This window comes from Paraburkholderia sp. UCT70, assembly GCF_050434085.1.
Taxonomy (GTDB): Bacteria; Pseudomonadota; Gammaproteobacteria; order Burkholderiales; family Burkholderiaceae; genus Paraburkholderia; species Paraburkholderia tuberum.
This window is the reverse complement of record NZ_JBNPVZ010000002.1, coordinates 256,581-276,344: the sequence shown is the minus strand read 5'-3', so window position 1 is coordinate 276,344 and position 19,764 is coordinate 256,581. Positions and strand designations below refer to the sequence as shown.

Annotated in this window: 17 protein-coding genes and 1 pseudogene; 12 read left to right on the top strand and 6 right to left on the bottom strand. The window is 65.5% G+C overall.

The genetic code is table 11. The annotated features are described in order from the left end of the window. Positions 1–361: 361 nt before the first annotated feature. From OKW41_RS03590 to OKW41_RS03555, 8 genes are all read left to right on the top strand, one after another. Positions 362–727: a response regulator gene (locus tag OKW41_RS03590; protein WP_429571610.1), complete on the top strand. Its 366-nt coding sequence runs from the start codon at positions 362–364 to the stop codon at positions 725–727. After that, positions 720–1,343 (top strand): chemotaxis protein CheC, encoded by a 624-nt coding sequence (locus OKW41_RS03585; protein WP_184031036.1) that lies wholly within the window; start codon positions 720–722, stop codon positions 1,341–1,343. Before OKW41_RS03590 ends, OKW41_RS03585 begins: the two co-directional genes overlap by 8 nt. Continuing rightward, on the top strand, positions 1,340–2,290 hold the full coding sequence (locus tag OKW41_RS03580) for a sensor domain-containing diguanylate cyclase (RefSeq protein ID WP_429444738.1): 951 nt from the start codon (positions 1,340–1,342) through the stop codon (positions 2,288–2,290). Before OKW41_RS03585 ends, OKW41_RS03580 begins: the two co-directional genes overlap by 4 nt. 238 nt (positions 2,291–2,528) lie before the next feature. Beyond that, on the top strand, positions 2,529–3,377 hold the full coding sequence (hpnD, locus tag OKW41_RS03575; protein ID WP_429444736.1) for a presqualene diphosphate synthase HpnD: 849 nt from the start codon (positions 2,529–2,531) through the stop codon (positions 3,375–3,377). A gap of 4 nt (positions 3,378–3,381) precedes the next feature. Beyond that, positions 3,382–4,650: a hydroxysqualene dehydroxylase HpnE gene (gene hpnE, locus OKW41_RS03570; protein WP_429571609.1), complete on the top strand. Its 1,269-nt coding sequence runs from the start codon at positions 3,382–3,384 to the stop codon at positions 4,648–4,650. Further along, entirely contained in the window at positions 4,647–6,725 is a 2,079-nt protein-coding gene (gene shc, locus OKW41_RS03565; protein ID WP_429571608.1) for a squalene--hopene cyclase, read from the top strand. The genes hpnE and shc overlap by 4 nt, the downstream gene beginning before the upstream one ends. A gap of 3 nt (positions 6,726–6,728) precedes the next feature. After that, the gene (locus OKW41_RS03560; protein WP_429571607.1) at positions 6,729–7,487 is read left to right on the top strand and encodes a phosphorylase; all 759 of its coding nucleotides are present in this window, start codon (positions 6,729–6,731) and stop codon (positions 7,485–7,487) included. A 259-nt stretch (positions 7,488–7,746) separates the two neighbouring features. Then, complete coding sequence (locus tag OKW41_RS03555; protein ID WP_429444728.1) at positions 7,747–8,232, top strand: acyl-CoA thioesterase; 486 nt, start codon at positions 7,747–7,749, stop codon at positions 8,230–8,232. A 127-nt stretch (positions 8,233–8,359) separates the two neighbouring features. Here OKW41_RS03555 and OKW41_RS03550 read toward each other — a convergent pair. Continuing rightward, a pseudogene (locus OKW41_RS03550) lies at positions 8,360–9,380 on the bottom strand (MlaA family lipoprotein). A gap of 2 nt (positions 9,381–9,382) precedes the next feature. Then, a complete protein-coding gene (locus OKW41_RS03545) occupies positions 9,383–11,998 on the bottom strand; it encodes an MMPL family transporter (RefSeq protein ID WP_429571606.1) in 2,616 nt (871 codons plus the stop codon). 211 nt (positions 11,999–12,209) lie between these two features. Here OKW41_RS03545 and OKW41_RS03540 point away from each other — a divergent pair, with 211 nt between their 5' ends. Next, positions 12,210–12,812: an MlaC/ttg2D family ABC transporter substrate-binding protein gene (locus tag OKW41_RS03540; protein ID WP_429571605.1), complete on the top strand. Its 603-nt coding sequence runs from the start codon at positions 12,210–12,212 to the stop codon at positions 12,810–12,812. A gap of 142 nt (positions 12,813–12,954) precedes the next feature. On the opposite strand, the gene hpnH is transcribed toward OKW41_RS03540, so the two are convergent. Together hpnH and ispH are read right to left on the bottom strand one after the other, a co-directional pair. Next, positions 12,955–14,109: an adenosyl-hopene transferase HpnH gene (gene hpnH, locus OKW41_RS03535; RefSeq protein WP_429571604.1), complete on the bottom strand. Its 1,155-nt coding sequence runs from the start codon at positions 14,107–14,109 to the stop codon at positions 12,955–12,957. A gap of 10 nt (positions 14,110–14,119) precedes the next feature. After that, positions 14,120–15,064, bottom strand: coding sequence for a 4-hydroxy-3-methylbut-2-enyl diphosphate reductase (ispH, locus tag OKW41_RS03530; RefSeq protein WP_429444718.1), 945 nt, complete (start codon positions 15,062–15,064; stop codon positions 14,120–14,122). 376 nt (positions 15,065–15,440) lie between these two features. Here ispH and hpnC point away from each other — a divergent pair, with 376 nt between their 5' ends. Both hpnC and OKW41_RS03520 read left to right on the top strand, forming a co-directional pair. Then, on the top strand, positions 15,441–16,307 hold the full coding sequence (hpnC, locus tag OKW41_RS03525) for a squalene synthase HpnC (RefSeq protein WP_429571603.1): 867 nt from the start codon (positions 15,441–15,443) through the stop codon (positions 16,305–16,307). Continuing rightward, on the top strand, positions 16,307–17,479 hold the full coding sequence (locus tag OKW41_RS03520; protein ID WP_429571602.1) for a glycosyltransferase: 1,173 nt from the start codon (positions 16,307–16,309) through the stop codon (positions 17,477–17,479). The genes hpnC and OKW41_RS03520 overlap by 1 nt, the downstream gene beginning before the upstream one ends. A 90-nt stretch (positions 17,480–17,569) precedes the next feature. Here OKW41_RS03520 and OKW41_RS03515 read toward each other — a convergent pair whose 3' ends face one another. Beyond that, positions 17,570–18,136 (bottom strand): hypothetical protein, encoded by a 567-nt coding sequence (locus tag OKW41_RS03515; RefSeq protein ID WP_429444713.1) that lies wholly within the window; start codon positions 18,134–18,136, stop codon positions 17,570–17,572. Between the two features lie 122 nt (positions 18,137–18,258). After that, positions 18,259–19,269 carry a hopanoid-associated sugar epimerase gene (hpnA, locus tag OKW41_RS03510; RefSeq protein WP_429571601.1) on the bottom strand — a complete coding sequence of 337 codons (1,011 nt, stop codon included), beginning with the start codon at positions 19,267–19,269 and terminating at the stop codon, positions 18,259–18,261. 138 nt (positions 19,270–19,407) lie between these two features. On the opposite strand from hpnA, the gene OKW41_RS03505 reads away from it, so the two are divergent. Continuing rightward, positions 19,408–19,701, top strand: a complete 294-nt coding sequence (locus OKW41_RS03505; RefSeq protein WP_187617609.1) for an acylphosphatase — start codon at positions 19,408–19,410, stop codon at positions 19,699–19,701. The last annotated feature ends 63 nt before the right edge of the window (positions 19,702–19,764 follow it).

The window sequence follows — 19,764 nt, the reverse complement described above, 5'->3', positions numbered from 1 at the left end:
TCTGAAATTCGCCTAGCAGAGAAACAGATCGTTACCGTCAGCGATTCTGGCGAGTTGCTTTTGCGCGACTTTACTTCGACAATCCTCGCACGATAAAAAGGCCGTTGCCACCTCTGTGCGCCGGATCGTCGAGGTTCGCCAAACGCGTCCTGCTGCATTCGCACCCCCTCTCGCCAAAGGCAATTGCAATTCGACAGGCGCCACTGTACCTGGTCGTGCATCGGTCGGCATCACGCGAATGTGTGCCACCCTCCGCTGTCGTGACGAACGAAATACGCACACAACCAGGCGCGGAAAGCGCGCAGATGAACCAGCCGATTCCTTTATCCGACCCGCCCAAACCGCCCGACCCGCCGTTGCCATGCTCCCCATTGTGATCGCCGACGATTCGCTGCTCGCCCGCAAGTTGCTCACGAAGGCACTGCCGGCCGACTGGGCAGTCGACGTGTCCTACGCGACGGACGGGCACGAGGCGCTCACGCTATATCGCGAGGGCAAGGCATCGGTGATGTTCCTCGACCTGACGATGCCGGACATGACCGGCTACCAGGTCCTCGAAGCGTTGCAGCACGAGGACCTCAACACCTTCGTGATCGTCGTTTCCGCCGACGTGCAGCCACTCGCCCAGCAGCGCGTGCGCGAGCTCGGCGCGATCGCGTTCATCGCCAAGCCGGTGACGCCGGAGGCGGTCCTGCCCATCCTCAAGGAGTACGGCTTGTATGTCTGAGCCCGCCTTCACCGAAGACCAGCGCGACGCGCTACAGGAAATCGCCAATCTCGCGATGGGCCGGGCCGCGACGCGGCTCGCGGGCCTGCTCGATTCGTTCATCGAACTGTCGGTGCCGCGCGTGCGGATGGTCGCGGTGAGCGACGCGGCGCGCACGCTGCGCGAGATGACCCATATCGACGACACGGTCAGCGCGGTGCGTCAGGGCTTTCGCTCGGACATCAAGGGCGAGGTGCTGGTGATCTGTCGCAGCGACAGCATCGCGCAGCTGTGTTCGCTCGTCCGCGACCCGTACGCGCGTTCGAGCTACGAGGAGGTCGGCGAGCGCGAACTGATGCTCGACGTCGCGAACCTGCTGTCCGGCGCGTGCGTGTCGTCGATACTCGACCAGCTCGGCCGCACGCCGGTGTTTTCCGCGCCGGGCATGCTCGGCGACACGCTGACGCTCGACGAAGTGTTCCAGCCCGGCGTGCTGCAATGGCAGGTGGCGCTGCTCGTCGAAGTGAATTTCGCGCTCGAACATCAGAGTTTTCGCGCGCATCTGGTGATGCTGATGGCCGAAGAATCAATCCGTCACATGAATGAAGCGCTCGATGCGCTGCTGTCCAGTATATGAACGTCTCCGTGGATTCGTTGAGCGACCTCGTGGTCGAGCGGGTCGGTTTTGGCATCTTCGTGCTCGACCGTGAACTGAACGTGCTGATGTGGAATCGTTTCATGCAGGACCATAGCGGCCTGTCGGCGGAGCAGGTGGTCGGCCACTCGATCTACCAGAACTTTCCGGAGCTGCCGCGCGTGTGGCTGTCGCGCAAGATCGAGAGCGTGTTTCAGCTCGGCAGCTTTGCGTTCAGCTCGTGGGAGCAGCGCCCGTATCTGTTCAAGTTCGATCACGACCGGCCGATCACCGGCGGGGTCGACTTCATGCAGCAGGACTGCACGTTCATGCCGCTGATGCGCGGTCGTGAAGTGGTGGCCGTGTGCGTGACGATCTCCGACGTGACGCATGTGAGCATCGTGCAGCGCGAACGCGAGGAGGCAGTTGCGAAGCTGCAGGAGTACGCGAATCGCGACGGACTGACCGGCATCGCGAACCGGCGCTTTTTCGAAACGCGGCTGCGCGACGAGTTCACGCGCTGGCAGCGCTACGGCGGCGACATGTCGATGTTGCTGTTCGACCTCGATCACTTCAAGAAGATCAACGACCAGTTCGGTCATGGCGTCGGCGATACGGTGCTGCGTGTGATGGCGCAGCGCGTCGCCGGCGTGGTGCGCGCACAGGACACGTTCGGGCGCTTCGGCGGCGAAGAGTTCGCGCTGCTGCTGCCGTGCACGCCGCTCGACGACGCGATGCTGGTGGCGGAGAAGATCCGTCGCGTGATCGAGGAAACGCCGGTCGAGCTGATCGGCACCAGCGTGCCGGTCACGGCGAGCCTCGGCGGCGCGACGGCGCGCGCCGGCGTGCCCGCCTACGACGTGCTGATCAACGAGGCCGACGCGGCGCTCTATAGCGCAAAGCGTCAGGGCCGCAACTGCGCGGTCGCGTTCCGGCTCGCGGGAGCCTGATTCGCTAGCGGGGGCGGCGCGGTCGAGGCCGCCGCGCCGCGCCCGGCGGCCTTCCTTTCCGTCCCCCTATTGACCGGCGAAACTGCGGTCACCGGCAAAGATTGCTATACTTTTCGCCGTTTCCGGCCGCCCAGCCGGATGTTTCGCGCGTGTCCGCGCGCGCGGGCCCACGGCCCTGCGGGTTGGCATAAAAACCTCTTTGAACGCCTTTCAGCGGGCGCCTCCAGCGGAGATCGTCTTGGCTGTTTCCAATCTTGTCGTGGACGATACTGAAATCGACGCCGCTGCCGCCACGTCCGGCAGCTCGTTTTATCTTGCGATGCGCATCTTGCCGGCGGCGCAGCGCGATGCGATGTACCAGGTCTACGCCTTCTGCCGCGCCGTCGACGACATCGCCGACAGCGACCTGCCGCGCGCCGAGCGCGCGGCAGGGCTCGAGCAATGGCGCGCCGAGATCGACGCTTGCTACGCCGGCCAGCCGCGCGCGTCGCTGCGCGCGCTGACGCGGCACATTCACACGTTTCATCTGCAACGCGAGGATTTTCACGCAATGATCGACGGCATGGCGATGGATGCCGCCGCCGACATCTGCGCGCCCTACGACGCCACGCTCGACCTCTATTGCGACCGCGTCGCGAGCGCGGCCGGCCGTCTGTCGGTGAGGATATTCGGGATGCGTGACGAGCCGGGCCGGCTGCTCGCGCACCATCTCGGCCGCGCGCTGCAGCTCACCAACATCCTGCGCGATATCGACGAAGACGCCGTCATCAACCGCTGCTATCTACCGCGCGAGCTGCTCGCGCGCGAAGGCATCGCGGCCACGGACCCGCGGCAGATCGCTGACGATCCGACGCTGCCGCGCGTCTGCGCGACGCTCGCCGAGCGCGCGAAGCAGCACTTCGCCGAGTCCGACGCGATCATGGATCGCGAGCCGCGCGCTCAGGTGCGCGCGCCGCGCATCATGTCGGGCGTCTATCGCGTGCTGCTCGAGCGCACGCTGGAGCGCGGCTTCGACGTTCCGCGCACGAAGGTCCGCAAGCCGAAGCTGCGCCTGCTGTGGATCGTCGCGCGTTACGCGCTTTTCTGAACTGATGCCGAAGCTCGTCCACGTGGTCGGCGCGGGCGTGGCCGGGCTCGCCGCCGCCGTGCAACTGCAGCGGCGCGGCGCGCGGGTCGTGCTGCACGAAGCGCAGGATCACGCGGGCGGCCGCTGCCGTTCGTACTACGACGCGAAGCTTGGTGCGACGCTCGACAGCGGCAATCACATCGTGCTGTCGGCCAATGCCGCGACGCTCAACTACGTGCGCGCGATCGGCGCCGCCGACGAACTGGTCGGCCCCGCGCAGCCCGAGTATCCGTTCGTCGATCTGGCCACGCGTTCGCGCTGGAGCGTGCGTCTGTCGCCGGGGAGTTTGCCGTGGTGGATTTTCGATGCGCACGCGCGCGTGCCGAACACGGGCCCGACCGATTACCTGTCGCTCGTGCCGCTGCTGTTTGCGAAACCGGGCCGCAGCGTCGCGCAGACGATGCGCTGTGACGGTCCGCTGTGGGAACGGCTGCTGCGGCCGCTGCTGCATGTGCTGCTGAATCTGGAGCCGCGCGACGCGTCGGCCGAACTGACCGGCGCGCTCGTGCGCGAAACGCTGCTCGCGGGCGGGCTCGCGTGCCGGCCGCTGGTCGCGCGTAATGGTCTTGGCAGCGCGTTCGTCGATCCGGCGCTGCGTCTGCTGCAACATGGCGGCGCGACGATCCGGCTCGGTTCGCGTCTGCGCGACATCACGTTCGCGGCCGACCCGGCCCGTGTGCAGGCGCTGCATTTCGACGATGAGAGCATCGCGCTCGGCGCGAACGAGGCGGTGATTCTCGCGCTGCCGCCCGAAGCCGCGGTGGCTTTCGTGCCGGGCCTGCGCGCGCCGACGCGTTTCGCGGCCGCGCTTAACGTGCATTTCGCGGTCGAGCCGCCGTTCGGCCTGCCGCAGATCACCGCGCTGCTGAACGGAACGGCCGAATGGTTGTTTGCGTTCGACGACAGACTGTCGGTGACGCTCAACGGCGCCGAGCGGCTCTTCGACACGCCGCATGACGCGCTGGCAGCGACCGTCTGGGCCGAGGTCGCGCAGGCGGTCAATCTGCCGGTCGCGCCGCTGCCGCGCTGGCAGGTGGTGATGGAATCGCGCGCGACGTTTGCAGCGCTGCCCGCGCAGGAGACATTGCGGGCGGGCACGCGCACTCGCTGGAACAATTTGCTGCTCGCGGGCGACTGGACGGCCACCGGCCTGCCCGCGATGCTCGAAGGCGCGATCCGCTCCGGCCAGAAGGCCGCGGATACGCTGCTGAATCAACCGATGGAACGCAGATGAACGACTTATCTCACACCCAGCCGCTCGACGCGGCGCTGCCCGAAGCCGCCGATGCGGCGCCGAACCTGGCCGAAGCTGCCGTGGTTGCCAACGCGCCCGCCGTGGCGGACGCATTGGCAACCGCAACGCCGGTGCCCGTGCAGGGCGCGAGCGCGCTCGACGCATCGATCACGCGCGCGACCGATGCGATCCTGGCCGCGCAGCAGCCGGACGGCCATTGGGTCTACGAACTCGAAGCCGACGCGACGATTCCGGCCGAATACGTGTTGCTGGTCCACTATCTCGGCGAAACGCCGAACCTCGAACTCGAACAGAAGATCGCGCGTTATCTGCGCCGCATCCAGTTGCCGAACGGCGGCTGGCCGCTCTTCACCGACGGCGCGCTCGACATCAGCGCGAGCGTGAAGGCGTACTTCGCGCTGAAGATGATCGGCGACCCGGTCGATGCCGAGCACATGGTGCGCGCGCGCGACGCGATCCTCGCGCACGGAGGCGCGGAACACGCGAACGTGTTCACGCGAATCCTGCTCGCCCTCTTTGGCGTGGTGTCGTGGCGCGCGGTGCCGATGATGCCGGTCGAGATCATGCTGCTGCCGGTGTGGTTCCCGTTCCATCTGTCGAAGGTGTCGTACTGGGCGCGCACGGTGATCGTGCCGCTGCTGGTGCTCAACGCGAAGCGGCCGCTCGCGCGTAATCCGCGCAAAGTGCGCATCGACGAGCTGTTCCGCGGCGCGCCGGTGAACACCGGCATGAACGAGCGCGCACCGCATCAGCACGCGGGCTGGTTCGGCCTGTTCCGTTGTGTCGATTCGGTGCTGCGCGCGGTCGATGGCCTGTTGCCGAAGGCGACCCGCGAGCGCGCGATCCGCGCGGCGGTCGCGTTCGTCGACGAACGGCTGAACGGCGAGGACGGCCTCGGCGCGATTTTTCCGGCGATGGTCAACTCGGTGATGATGTACGACGTGCTCGGCTATCCGGCCGATCATCCGCATCGCGCGATCGCTCGCAAATCTCTCGACAAGCTGCTCGTCATCAAGGACGACGAAGCCTATTGCCAGCCTTGTCTGTCGCCGGTGTGGGATACGTCGCTCGCCGCGCACGCTTTGCTCGAAACCGGCGAAGCGCGCGCCGAACAGGCGGCCGAACGCGGGCTCGCGTGGCTGCGTCCGCTGCAGATCCTCGACGTGCGCGGCGACTGGATTTCGCGCCGCCCCAACTTGCGGCCGGGCGGCTGGGCGTTCCAGTACAACAACGCGCATTTCCCGGATGTCGACGATACCGCGGTGGTCGCGATGGCGATGCATCGCTCGGCGGCGCTCACGCAATCCGATGTGGATCGCGAAGCAATTGCCCGCGCGCGCGAATGGGTGGTCGGCATGCAAAGCAGCGACGGCGGCTGGGGCGCGTTCGAACCGGAAAACACGCAGTACTACCTGAACAACATTCCGTTCTCGGACCACGGCGCGCTGCTCGATCCGCCGACCGCGGACGTGTCGGGCCGCTGTCTGTCGATGTTCGCGCAGATCGGCGAGCTGCCGCAAAGCAGCGAGCCGGCGCGGCGCGCGTTCGACTACATGCTGCAGGAGCAGGAGTCGGACGGCAGCTGGTATGGCCGCTGGGGCCTGAACTACATCTACGGCACATGGACCGCGCTGTGCTCGCTCAACGCGGCCGGCATGTCACACGACGACCCGAGCATGCGGCGCGCGGTGCAATGGCTCGTGTCGATCCAGAACGACGACGGCGGTTGGGGCGAGGGCGGCGAGAGCTACAAGCTCGACTATCGCGGCTACGAGCGTGCGCCGAGCACCGCGTCGCAGACAGCCTGGGCGCTGCTCGGACTGATGGCGGCGGGGGAGGTCGATCAGGAGGCGGTGGCGCGCGGTATCGACTATCTGCAGCGTGAGCAGCGCGAGCATGGGCTGTGGGACGAAACCCGGTTTACCGCGACCGGCTTTCCGCGCGTGTTTTATCTGCGCTACCACGGCTATCGCAAGTTCTTCCCGCTGTGGGCGCTCGCGCGCTTCCGTCATCTGAAGCGCAATGGGCTCACGCGCGTCACGGTCGGGATGTGACGGATGTCCGTGTCGATGACGCCGTCCGTGGGGACGGGCGATAGCGGCTTGCCGGTGATCGTCGTGACGGGCATGGCGTTCGAGGCGCGCATCGCGCGCGGCGACGGCAGCGTGCGCGTCGAAGTCGTGTACGCGGCGCGCGCCGATCTGCTCGAGCGTGCGCTGAACGCCGCGGTCGCTCGGGGCGCGGCGGGGATCGTCAGTTTCGGCACGGCGGGTGGGCTCGCGCCGGATCTGCAGCCGGGCGCGCTGATCGTCGCGGATGCCGTGCATGGGCCGTTCGGGCGTATCGACACGGATCGGCAATGGGCGGAGCGGATTGCCGCCGCCGTGACCAACGTCAGGACGGCCGAAGGGCTCGCGGGACGTCTGCGCCGTGGCGTGATGGCTGCGGTCGCCGCGCCGCTGATCACCGCCGAAGACAAACTCGCGCTGCACGAATCGACCGGCGCGCTCGCGGTGGATATGGAATCGCACATCGCTGGCGCGACCGCTGCCGCGCACGGTCTGCCGTTCGCCGTGTGTCGCGCGATCGTCGATCCGGCCTGGCGCACGCTGCCGCCGGCCGCGACCGCTGGTTTGCGCGACGACGGCAGCACCGCCCTCGGGCCAATTCTGCGCGAATTGCTGCGGCAGCCGTCGCAACTCGGCGCGCTGCTGCGCCTCGCCGGCGATGCGCGCGCCGCGCGGACTACGCTGGTCGAGGCGCGGGAGGCCTTGGGGAAGGGCGGCGCGCTGCGGATCGCGGGCGTCAGCAGTTGAGCGACGGGGATGGCGGTTAGCCATCCCGACTGCGTCTGGAGCCGGCAGCAAGTCGCTAGCGGACGTGCCTCCGAGACATCGCCCGAAGCGGTTGACCACTAGCGGTGGTCCATCGTGGGACCCCAAGACTATCAGCACGATTAATTACGCAATTTTGAAATATTAGGGAAAACCCCTACTTTTGGTACAATGCTAGCGTTAACCCTTAGGTCCCGGCGCACGACGCGCCCTCCCGGGAGCCTCAGACACGGAGTGCCAAATGAATTTCCACACGAGAAAATGGGTCAAGCCCGAAGACCTGAATCCCAACGGGACATTGTTCGGCGGCAGCCTGCTACGCTGGATCGACGAAGAAGCCGCGATCTACGCGATCTCTCAGCTGGACAATCAGCGCGTCGTGACCAAGTTCATGTCAGAGATTAACTTCGTCAGTTCGGCACGCCAGGGCGACATCATCGAACTGGGCATGACCGCCACGCATTTCGGCCGCACGTCGATCACGCTGCGCTGCGAAGTGCGCAACAAAATCACACGCAAGAGCATTCTGACGGTCGAGAAAATGGTATTCGTCAATCTCGACGAAAACGGCGATCCGGTGCCACATGGCCGCACGCGTATCCGTTATGCGGACGAGCAGTTCGCTCACTATCGCGCGAACTCCAAGCCAGTGCCGCAAACGGCACCAGTCGCGGCGGTCGAGGAAGATCGGGGCGCGGCGCGCAGCGACGTCGAGAGCCTGCACTGAGCGGGTTGCAGCGATGCCCGCGGGCTTGGGCAGGCGACGTTTGGCTGTACTTCCACGCGGGGCACCCATCGAGGGCGCCCACTGTGCCTTGGAGCGCTGGATCGACGTGCCCAGATCCCCTAAAGCGCTATTGCGGGGCCGACGCCGGCTCAGCAGGCACGGCTGGCGTAGTGCCCGCGCCACTGTCACCCGGATCGGTGTAGTTCGGCAGATCCCCGCTGGGCGCGTTGGTCGCTCCACCGGAAGCCCCATTGGGCGCCGGCGAGGACTCACCCGGATCGTTGTAATTCGGCAGCGCGCCGGGCGCGCCCTTGGCCGCGCCGCCCGCTCCCGAAGCGCCATTGGGCGTCTCGCCCACATCGCCCGGATCGGAGTAATTGGGCAGGCCGCCCGCCGGCGCGCCTGCCGCAGGGGCAGCAGCCGGGCCCGTATCGCCGTGATCGTCGTAGTTCGGCAGCGGCGGAGGGTTATTGCTCGTGCCGCGCAGACGCGCGAGGCGCTGCTGCACAAAGGCATCACGCACGAACGAGTACTTGTCGAGCGCGGCCTCCTCCAGAAGGCTGGTCGCGCCGAGCAGATCCGAACGTGTGCTCACGAACTGCAGCACGTATAGCGGATTGCGGGTTGCGGGTTCGATATAGTTCAGCGGATTGAACTTCACATCGACGACGAGCCCCATGCTGTCGCGCACCGAGCTCGGCCCGAACAGCGGCAGCACCAGATACGGACCCGACGGAATGCCCCAATGCCCGAGCGTCAGACCAAAGTCCTGATGATGCTTGGGCAGACCGGCCGGCGTCGCCCAGTCGAGCAGGCCGCCAATCCCAAACACCGAGTTGAACGCGAAGCGCATGATGTCTTCGGTCGCATCGGTGATCTTCAGTTGCAGCAGCGCGTTTGCGGCGTTGGTGAGGTCGCCGAGGTTCGAGAAGAAATTGCTGACGGCGGTGCGCAGCGGCTGCGGCGTCACTTTCTGGTAGCCCTTCGCGACCGGCACCGCGATATAGCGATCGACTCCGTCGTTGAAATTGAAGATCACCCGGTTCACCGGCTCGAACGGATCGCCCGGCTTGCGGTCCGGAGCGGTCGCGCAGCCGGAAATGAGACCCGCCGGCGGTGAGCGCCAGCGCGGTGTTACGCAGCTTCATGCTTATATTCCTTTTTGCTTCCCGCGACGTTGACGCGGCTTGCCCATCAGCACCGGCTGGAAAACCACCGCACCGATCAGCGTGCAGAACAGCGAAAGCACGAGCAGCCTCCCCATGCTGGACGTGCCCGGATGGTGCGACAGCCACAGGCTACCAAACGCGGTGGCCGTTGTGGCGGCGCTGAACAGCACCGCATGCGTGAGGCTCGACTGCAACAGGCCGGTCTGGCCGTGGCGCCACGCCATCACGAAGTAGATCTTGAACGCGACGCCGACGCCGAGCATCAGCGGCAGCGCGATGATGTTCGCGAAGTTCAGCGGCATGCCGAATACCACGCACAGTTCGAGCGTGACGATCGCGGACACCAGCAGCGGCACCAGCGTGCGCAGCACGTCGCCGACCCGGCGCAGTGCGATCCACAGCAGCACGGCGATCGACAGCAGCGCATAGACGGCCGCCTGCAGGAACGCCTTGATGATCGTGTTGGCCGAATGCAGGATCGAGATCGGTCCGCCGATCGCGCCCGGCTCCGCCCTCTTCACCGCGTGCGCGAAGCGCGCGAGCATCTGGTCGTCGTTTGGATCGACGCCGGGCGGCACCTTCGGCGCGATATCGACGAGCGCATGACCGCCCTTGCCGATCCACATCGCGGTGATGCCTGGCGGCAGGGTCTGCTGGGTTATTTCGCTCGGCTGCAGAAGGTTCTCAAGCTGCTTCAACGCGATGCGCAGCGTGTCGGACATCGCGACTTCGGCGCGGTCGCGCGTGGCGGCGTCGGCGGCGGCGAGCTTTTGCAAGGTCGCGGACAGGTGCTGCGCATCCGCCGCGCCCGGGCCCGGATGGTCCTCAGCCGCGAGCGACAACTGATTCGCCGCGCGCTTCAATGCGGCGACGCGCAACTCGTCGGTGGCTTGCGGCGCGGGCTGCTGTTGCAGCGCCGGCAGCAGCTGTTGCGCGGCGCTCGCGATCAGCATCATCTTCTGCTGCTGGTCGGCCGGCACGAAGGTGCTCAGCGTGTTGACGCGGCCCACTTCCGGCAGCTTGCGCAGTCGCTCGGCCATCGCGTCGGCGTCGGCAAGCGACGGCGCCAGCGCCTGCACGTTGTTCACCGCGGCTTCGGGCGAATCCTTCAGCGACAGCAACGTTGCCATCGACTCGGTGTGCGGGTCCTTCAGATGCAGCGGATTGAAGTCGAAACGCAGGTGCGTGAGCAGCGGTGTCGCGCCGATCACGACGAGCAGCGTGCCGATCAACACCGGCTTGCGATGGAGGTCGAGGAAGTCGTCGACGGGCTCGAGCTGCTTGAAACCGGGCGAGGCGACTTCGCCCGGCGGATTGAAGAGCTTCAGCAGCGCTGGCAGCAAGGTCATGTTGGTGAAGTACGCGACGAACATGCCGACGCCCGCGATCTGGCCAAGCTCCGACACGCCGCGATAAGCGGTCGGCAGGAACGAGAAGAAGCTCAGCGCGACTGCCACGGCCGCGAGCGTGAGCGGCACGCCGATGCTGTGCGCGGTGTGCATCAGCGCGGCCGAAAGCCGGTCGTCGCGGTTGCGCTCCTCGCGATACTTGACGCCGAACTGCACGCCGAAATCGACGCCGAGCCCGACGAACAGCACCATGAACGCGACCGAAATCATGTTGAGCGCGCCGACCATCAACAGGCCGAGCGCGGCCGTGATTGCGAGGCCGACGAACAGCGTGATGAACACGGCCGCGATCATGCGGCCCGAGCGCAGCGCGAGCCACAGAATGATCAGGACGACGATGAAAGTGCCGATGCCGTTCAGCACCGCACCGTCCTGCACTGACGCGAACTCCTCGTCGGCGAGCGGCTGCTCGCCGGTCAGGCGGATCGTCGCACCGTAGCGCTCCTGGAGATGCAGCGAGACCGCGGTTGCGCGAATCGCCCTCGACGCGCTCGCGCCCGGCTCCAATGCATCGTAGTTGACGACCGGCTGCACGACGACAAACGAGCGCGCCGGATCGGTGGCGGCGCTTTTATCGACGAGTGCGCGCCACGATAGCGCGGCGGGCTGGCCGGCCAGCACGCGATCGAGCGTGTTCGCGCTTTGCGCAAGCAGCCGGCTCATGTCAGGGAGTTTGACCTGGCCGAGTTGCAGCGGCAGCAACAGGGTCGTAGTCAGCGTGCCGGCGAGACCGGTCAGGCTCGGATCATGCGCAAGTTGATTGACGAGCGGGCGCGACTGCACGAGTTGCGAGGTGGTGGACATCACCTCGTCGGTGGACGGAAACAGCAGGCCGTTGTGTTCGAAGAACGGGCCGCCGGCGGGCTGCGAGACCGACGTGAACTCCTTCGGATCGGCTCTGAGCGCGGCGGTCAGCGCGTTGGCGGCGGCGTCGGCGAATTCGGGCGCGCGCGCCTCGACCACCACCAGCACGGTGTCGCCACGGTCGGGGAAGGCAGCGTCGAGCGCGTTCTGGACTGCCGCCCATTGCTTGTCGGTCTCGATGAGACGGCTGATGTCCGTGTTGATCTTGAAGTTATGCGCGACGTATATGCCGCTCAGGACAGCGAGCACGATCGACAGCGCGATGATCCTCAGCGGATGACGCACCGAATACGCGACGAGACGGACGATAGATGACTTCAGCATGTAGGCGGACGTGGCCTTATCACGGGTGTTGTTTTTGACGAAGGTGCATAAGTATACAGAGCCCGGGCAAGCAAGCCCGACTTCGGTAGCAAGTACGGCTCCTGACGGCTTCGTCCGGATAGGAACGTAATCCCCGCTATACTGGTGTACCTCTCTTTAGCCGCGGGGCTGCGGCCCGTCGGCGCTACTTCTTTCGAGTCATGACAAGCGTATGAAACGATATCTGACTGCTTTTGTGGCTGCGGCCGTGGTATCCACGGCGGCGTTTGCGCAGAGCGCACCCGACGCGGTGGTAAAAAGTGCAGTCCAGGGCACGGTGAGCGCAATGAAGGCTGACCCGCAGGCGCGCGGCGGCGACATGGCGCAGATCACCCAGGTCGTCCAGACGCACTTCCTGCCCGCCACCGACTTTCAGCGCACCACACGTATCGCGGTTGGCAAGCCGTGGGCGACCGCGACACCGGAGCAGCAGAAGCAACTGTACGAGCAGTTTACGCTGCTGCTCACGCGTACCTATGCCGCATCGCTGTCGCAACTGCGCGACCAGGACGTGAAGTTCCAGTTTGCGCCGGTCAGCGTGCAAGGCGGCGCGACCGACATCGTCGTGCAATCGCACGTGATCAGCAACGGCGGCGATGACGCGATCGACTACCGGCTCACCAAGGGGCCGTCGGGCTGGAAGATCTACGACATCAACATGATGGGCGCGTGGCTGATCCAGGTGTATCAGACGCAGTTCGCCGACCAGATCGCCAAAGGCGGCATCGACGGGCTGATCAAATTCCTGACCGCGCATAATGCGCGCGGCGCGTAAGCGGGTCGGTCGACAGAAGTTTTAATTGGTAAAAGAAAAGCGCGGTTGCCTTGATTGGCCACCGCGCTTTTTTTCGAGTTGCTGGCGCTAACGATCAGGCGCAATACAGGGGCGGCGCGCGGCCGCTCTCCTGTCGAACGCCTCAGTGCGCGGCCGTCGCGGTCTCCACCTTCTTGCCCTTGCCGGCGCGCGTGATTTCTTCGAGCTTGATCTCGACGTGACGCGAGAACACGTACTCGGCGGGACGCTGCTTGTCGAGCGGAATGTCCTGCGCGAACGCGCCCGTGGTTTTCGGGCCGCGCATGCTGACCTTCAGCGCCTTCAGCGGATGCGCAACCGTGTCCATCACGGCCGTCGCTTCGAAACCGCAGTGGACCATGCAGTCCGCGCACTTCTCGTAGTTGCCGGTGCCGTACTTGTCCCAGTCCGTGGTTTCCATCAGTTCCTTGAAGGTCTTCACGTAGCCTTCGCCGACCAGATAGCACGGTTTTTGCCAGCCGAACACGGTACGCGCCGGGTTGCCCCACGGCGTGCATTCGTAGGTCTGGTTGCCCGCGAGGAAGTCGAGGAACATCGCCGACTGGCTGAACGACCAGTTCTTGCCATTGTTGCCGCGCTTGAAGATTTCGCGGAACAGCTGCTTGGTCTTGTCGCGGTTCAGAAAGTGCTGCTGGTCCGGCGCGCGCTCATACGCATAACCCGGCGACACCGTTATGCCGTCGACGCCCATCGGGCCCAGCGTGTCGAAGAACTTCGCCACACGTTCCGGCTGCGCGTCGTTGAACAGCGTGCAGTTGATGTTCACGCGGAAGCCGCGGCTCTTCGCTTCGCGGATCGCGGCGACGGCCTTCTCGTACACACCTTCCTGCGACACCGAGTGATCGTGCGATTCCTTGTCGCCGTCGAGGTGAACCGACCACACGAAGTACGGATTCGGCTCGTAGTCGTCCATCTTCTTTTCCATCAGCAGCGCGTTCGTGCACAGGTACACGAACTTCTTGCGCGCCATGATGCCCTTGACGATCTGCGGCATTTCCTTGTGCAGCAGCGGCTCGCCACCCGCGATCGACACGACCGGCGCGCCGCATTCGTCGACGGCCTGCAGGCATTCTTCCAGCGACAGACGCTGATTCAGGATCGGGTCCGGATAGTCGATCTTGCCGCAGCCATTGCAGGCGAGATTGCAGCGAAACAGCGGCTCCAGCATCAGGGCGAGCGGATAGCGTTTGTTGCCGGAGAGATGCTGGCGCATGATGTATGCGCCGACGCGGACTTTCTGTAGCAGCGGAATAGACAAGGCGTCCTCCTTAAACTTCGCGTGCAGCGAGTGGTTGCATCAGTTTCGATGGCAACTTGAATTCGACTTTTTCTTCACGGCCCGCCATCGTCGTGACATCGACGGGCCCCCATGCGCGTAGCGCATCGATTACGTTTTCGACCATTTCTTCGGGTGCCGACGCGCCGGCCGTGATGCCGACCGTGTGCACGTTGGCGAACCATTCCGGCTTCACTTCGGAGCCGTCGGCGACGAGGTAGCTCGCCACGCCGCTCTCGCTGCCGATTTCGCGCAGCCGGTTCGAGTTCGAGCTGTTGGTCGCGCCGACCACCAGCAGTACATCGACCTCTTTGCTCAATTCGCGCACCGCTGCCTGGCGGTTCTGCGTTGCATAGCAGATGTCGCGCGTGTCGGGACCGACCATGTCGGTAAAGCGGCGCAGCAGCGCGTCGATGATGCCGCGCGTGTCGTCGACCGACAACGTGGTTTGCGTCACGTAGGCGAGCGGTGCATCGACCGGCAACTCGAGTTTCGCGACTTCTGCCTCGCTCTGCACGAGCAGCACCGTGCCGGGGATCTGGCCGATCGTGCCTTCCACTTCGGGATGGCCGGCGTGGCCGATCAGGATCAGCGTGCGGCCGGCGGCCACGTACTGACGACCCTGTACGTGCACCTTGGTCACGAGCGGGCAGGTTGCGTCGAGCACGTCGAGGCCGCGCGCTTCGGCATCACGTTCGACGGTTTGCGCAACACCATGCGCGCTGAATATCGCGACGGCACCTTGCGGCACTTCATCGAGTTCCTCGACGAAACGCGCGCCCTTCTGGCGCAGATTGTCGACCACGTGACGGTTATGGACAATCTCGTGGCGGACATACACGGGCGCGCCGTGTTGCTGTAACGCACGATCGACGATTTCGATTGCGCGGACAACGCCCGCACAAAAGCCGCGGGGCTGAGCAAGGATGACTCGCATAAGTTGGCGAACTCCGACTAACGCGGGTTTCGAAGAAGTCGTGAAACGGACTTTATCGCCGCGCCCATCTTGATTAGTTGACGTCTTGAGCCCCGGCGACCGGCCGGTACAGCAAAACCAAACGCGCATTCTAACGCTATCGGGGCCACTTTGCTTTTTGCTGTGGCCCGTGTGTTGGCCGCTTGCCGCAGCCGCTGGGCCGTGCGGACGACCGGGGCGGCGAGCGTTACAACGATGTAAGGAGTCAGCGCGGGATGGCCTCGTAACGCGCCCGACCATGACCGCACACTGCACCGTCACGGCGGAACCCTTAAACTACCGATCCTTGCCGCGCGGAGATCGCGCTGTATTACAGAATGGTTTCGAGGCTCGCTGGATGGACGTCGATCAGCACGAAAACTTTCCGATCGCGAGCGTGTTGCTGCCTAAGGCCCTACGCGCGCCTGTCGGTATTATCTATCAGGTCGTGCGCACTGCGGCCGATATCTCCGCCGAAGGCCAGTGGAGCGCCGCCGAGCGGCATGCCCGGCTGGCCGATTTCCGCGCCGGGCTCGACGCGATCGCGCAACGGCGCGCCGCGCCCGTGCATGCGCTGTTGTTCGGCAAGCTCGCTGGCGTGATCGCGCAATACGAGCTGCCGCTCGAACCGTTCTACGATCTGCTCGACGGCTGCGCGCAGGACATCGATACGAATCGCTATGCGGATCGCGCCGCGCTCGTCGACTATTGCCGCCGCTCGGCGCATCCGGTCGGGCATCTGCTGCTGCATCTGGTCGGCGCGGCGACGCCGCACAATCTTGCCGACGCCGACGCGATCTGCACGGCGTCGCAGCTGATCAGCTTCTGGCTCGACGTCGCCGCCGACTGGCAACGACAGCACGTGTACCTGCCGCAAGCCGATTTGCGCCGCTTCGGCGTGACCGAGGCGCAGATTGCCGATGGTGTCGTCGACGATGCGTGGCGCGCGCTGATGGCGTATGAAATCGCGTTCGTGCGCGCCACGCTGGTCCGCGGCGCACCGCTCGCGCTGCGCATGCCGGGGCGGCTCGGCATCGAGCTGTGCGGCGCGGTGCATGCAGGCTTTCGGTTTCTCGAGCGCACCGAGCGCGCGGATTACGATGTGTTCCGTGCGCGCCCGGTCCTCAATCTGTTCGACTGGTGCGTGGTGGCGGCGCGCACCCTGAAAATGCGACTATCCAGACGCGTCGGCATGGCGGCGCGCTCAATCGAGGGTAATGCTTAATGGCGGCGGTCCTGTTCGTTCTTTCGTGTGTTTCCCTGCTGATCTGGTGCGTGCTGCTGTTCGCGCGTGGCGGCTTCTGGCGCGCGCGCCCCGCCGCGCCGCTGGCCATCGCGGCGCGCGACGCATGGCCGGCCGTTGCGGCCGTCGTACCGGCGCGCAATGAAGTCGACGTGATCGCCGAGGCGGTCACGTCGCTGCTCAAGCAGGACTATGCAGGCGCGTTCCACGTGATCGTCGTCGACGATCACAGCACCGACGGCACCGCCGACGCCGCGCGTGCCGCAGCGCTGCGGCTGCAATGTCCGGAGCGCCTCACCGTGCTGAGCGCGAAGCCATTGCCCCCAGGCTGGTCCGGCAAGGTGTGGGCGCAGTCGCAGGGCATCGAGGCGGTGCGCACGCTCGATCTGCCGGCCGAATTCCTGTTGCTGACCGATGCCGACATCGGCCATCCCGCCGAGGCGTTGACGCAGCTCGTCGCGCGCGCGGATGCCGAAAAGCGCGACCTCGTCTCGCTGATGGTCCGGCTGCGCTGCGATTCGTTCTGGGAAAAGGCGCTGATTCCGGCCTTCGTGTTCTTCTTCGCGAAGCTGTATCCGTTCGCGTGGGTCAACAATCCACGCAACCGCACCGCGGCCGCGGCGGGCGGCTGCATGCTGGTGCGCCGCGCGGCGCTCGAGGAAGCGGGCGGCATCGAGTCGATTCGCGCCGAGCTGATCGACGACTGCAGTCTTGCCGCGCGCATCAAGCATCGTGGCACCGGCCGTCATCCGATCCGGCTCGATGTGGCGGCGAAGAGCGTGTCGCTGCGTCCCTACGATAGCTGGCGCGACATCTGGAACATGATCGCGCGCACCGCGTTCACGCAGCTGCGCTACTCGCCGCTACTGCTCGCGGGCACGCTCGTCGGCATGGCGATCATCTATCTGTTGCCGCCGGTCGCGGCATTGATCCTCGGGCCGCTCGGCTGGCCGGCCTGGATCGCGTGGGCGGCAATGTGCTGCGGCTATGCGCCGATGCTCGTCTACTACCGGCGCTCACCTCTGTGGGCGCCGTTTCTGCCGCTCGTGGCGCTGTTCTATGTCGGCGCGACGTTCGCATCGGCGGTGCGCTACTGGCGTGGCAAGGGTGGGCAGTGGAAGGCGCGCGTGCAGGCACCAGTGCAGGAGCGCTGATGTCTGGCGATGGCCGAAGCACTCGTCGGATGCAGAAGGCAGACGTAAAAAAAGCGGCTCCAGGCCGCTTTTTCTACGTAGCGCGTTTCATCATGCGTTCGTCAGCATCATGTACATCTGGATCACGATGTCCGGCGAGAACGTGAACGGCACCCAGCCGTGGCCGGTGTGGCGCATCACGAGCAAGCGGTCGCCGTTCGACTGCTTTTGCACGGCCATCATCGGATTCTTCGTCGAGACGAATTGCCAGCCCGGTGGGATGCCTTGCGGCTGCTCCGGCGTCATCGACGCTCGTGCGTTCGACAGTTCCTCGATCAGCCGGCTGATCTGGTCCGGGCGTAGCGCGACGGTCTGCTCGCCGATCGTCATCGTGATTTCGTCGCGCGCGGGGCGGTTGATTTCGAGCGTCGGCTGGAATTGCGGGGCGGCCGGCTTATCGATCGCTTCGGCGTTCGTTTCTGCGTTTGCTTCGGTGCTCGCGGGCTGTTCCGCTGCCGCTTGCGCCGCTGCTTCGTGCGCGGCATGCTCCACCGCCGCGGGCGATGCCGCAGCGTCAGCGCTTGTCTCGGGAGTGTTCTCGGCCTGCGTGGGCACGACAGCCTGAATGAGCTGATCGACGCCCATTTCCAGCGCGCCGAGCTGTTCGTGAAGATTCATGCGAGGTTTCTCAGGTAGGACCCGCAATTTTACCTGCTGCGCGCAGGCTTGGACCCGTCGCCGGCGCGGGACTTGTAACAAAATGCTTACGGCCGCTGTTCAGCCCTTCACTTATCCCTTGATCACCGCTTCAGATACCCCGCCTGCCGGAACCATTCGAGCGCATCGGCGAGCCCCTCGCGATAAGGCCGCGCCCGATACCCCAGATCCTGTTCCGCCTTCGCCGACGTGAAATACATCTTGTTCTTCGACATCTTCAGTCCGTCGAGGGTGATGAAAGGCTCGCGCTTCGTGAACTTGGCAACGGCTTCCGCGCCCATCGCGAGCGGATACAACGGCCAGCGCGGCAGGCTCAGTGTCGGTGCCTTGCGGCCGGTCAACGCCGCGATATCGGCGAGCATCTGCTGCAACGGCAGATTTTCGCCGCCCAGAATATAGCGCTCGCCGATCTTGCCGCGTTCGAGCGCAAGGAAATGACCGGCGGCGACGTCGTCGACGTGCACGAGGTTCAGCCCCGTATCGACGAATGCGGGAATCTTGCCGAGCGCCGCCTCCAGAATGATGCGCCCGGTGGGCGTCGGTTTCACGTCGCGCGGGCCGATCGGCGTCGATGGATTGACGATCACCGCGGGCAGACCGTCCTCGGCGATCATGCGCTCGACCGCGCGCTCGGCGAGCACCTTGCTGCGCTTGTAGACGCCGATCGCCTGGTCGGCGCGAAGCGGCGAGGTTTCGTCGGCGGACTGGCCGGAGCTCGTCACCTTCAGCGTGGCGACGCTGCTCGTATACACGATGCGTTCCACGCCTTCCTTCAACGCCGCGCGCATCGTCGCCTCGCTGCCTTCGAGATTCGCGCGCTCGATCTCGCCGGGGTCCGGCGCCCACAGCCGATAATCGGCGGCCACGTGCAACAGATAGCGCACACCGCGCAGCGCGTTGCGCATCGATGCTTCGTCGCGCATGTCGCCGACGACGATTTCCGCGTCGAGCGATTCGACGTTCTTGCGCGGACTCGTCGCGCGCACCAGCACGCGTACGCGAAAGCCCTTGCTCTGCGCGATGCGCGCCACCGACGAGCCGACGAAGCCGGACGCGCCGGTCACGAGCACGAGATCGCGATTCTGTTCGGTCATTCTGTTTTCATTTCCTGCGTGACGGTCGACGGATTGTACGTGGCGCGCGCAAAGGATGGGCGTTGCCGAGCGCGCTCGCCGCGACGCGACTAGAATGCCGGCTTGAAAGACTGTCAGGCATTAAAGGGAGGTAGCGGCATGGCCCCGGATCTGGATGAGCGGATCGAAACGTATTACGCGCGGGTGCGCGGCACCGTGCAGGGCGTTGGCTTTCGGCTTGCGACGGTGCGCCAGGCGCACGCGCTCGGCATCAAGGGATGGGTCGCGAATCTCGACGACGGTTCGGTCGAGGCGATGTTGCAGGGACCGGCCAATCAGATCGACCGGATGTTGTCGTGGCTGCGTCACGGACCGCCGGCGGCGCGCGTGACCGAAGTGAGCGGCGAGGAGCGCGCGACGGACAGGCGTTACGAGCGCTTCGAGCAGCATTGAGCTCGAGCTGCGCGAGTTAAAAAAGCGGCGGACCGTCCAGAGGAGGGCGCGCCGCTTTTTCGT

Excerpts from the sequence above, each read along its gene's own strand:
- hpnE (WP_429571609.1), top strand. The coding sequence starts at position 3,382 with ATGCCGAAGCTCGTCCACGTGGTCGGCGCGGGCGTGGCCGGGCTCGCC.
- OKW41_RS03560 (WP_429571607.1), top strand. The coding sequence starts at position 6,729 with ATGTCCGTGTCGATGACGCCGTCCGTGGGGACGGGCGATAGCGGCTTG.
- OKW41_RS03590 (WP_429571610.1), top strand. The coding sequence starts at position 362 with ATGCTCCCCATTGTGATCGCCGACGATTCGCTGCTCGCCCGCAAGTTG.
- OKW41_RS03580 (WP_429444738.1), top strand. The coding sequence starts at position 1,340 with ATGAACGTCTCCGTGGATTCGTTGAGCGACCTCGTGGTCGAGCGGGTC.
- OKW41_RS03545 (WP_429571606.1), bottom strand. The coding sequence starts at position 11,998 with ATGCTGAAGTCATCTATCGTCCGTCTCGTCGCGTATTCGGTGCGTCAT.
- hpnA (WP_429571601.1), bottom strand. The coding sequence starts at position 19,269 with ATGACCGAACAGAATCGCGATCTCGTGCTCGTGACCGGCGCGTCCGGC.
- OKW41_RS03505 (WP_187617609.1), top strand. The coding sequence starts at position 19,408 with ATGGCCCCGGATCTGGATGAGCGGATCGAAACGTATTACGCGCGGGTG.
- OKW41_RS03515 (WP_429444713.1), bottom strand. The coding sequence starts at position 18,136 with ATGAATCTTCACGAACAGCTCGGCGCGCTGGAAATGGGCGTCGATCAG.
- OKW41_RS03555 (WP_429444728.1), top strand. The coding sequence starts at position 7,747 with ATGAATTTCCACACGAGAAAATGGGTCAAGCCCGAAGACCTGAATCCC.
- OKW41_RS03520 (WP_429571602.1), top strand. The coding sequence starts at position 16,307 with ATGGCGGCGGTCCTGTTCGTTCTTTCGTGTGTTTCCCTGCTGATCTGG.
- OKW41_RS03540 (WP_429571605.1), top strand. The coding sequence starts at position 12,210 with ATGAAACGATATCTGACTGCTTTTGTGGCTGCGGCCGTGGTATCCACG.
- shc (WP_429571608.1), top strand. The coding sequence starts at position 4,647 with ATGAACGACTTATCTCACACCCAGCCGCTCGACGCGGCGCTGCCCGAA.
- hpnC (WP_429571603.1), top strand. The coding sequence starts at position 15,441 with ATGGACGTCGATCAGCACGAAAACTTTCCGATCGCGAGCGTGTTGCTG.
- ispH (WP_429444718.1), bottom strand. The coding sequence starts at position 15,064 with ATGCGAGTCATCCTTGCTCAGCCCCGCGGCTTTTGTGCGGGCGTTGTC.
- OKW41_RS03585 (WP_184031036.1), top strand. The coding sequence starts at position 720 with ATGTCTGAGCCCGCCTTCACCGAAGACCAGCGCGACGCGCTACAGGAA.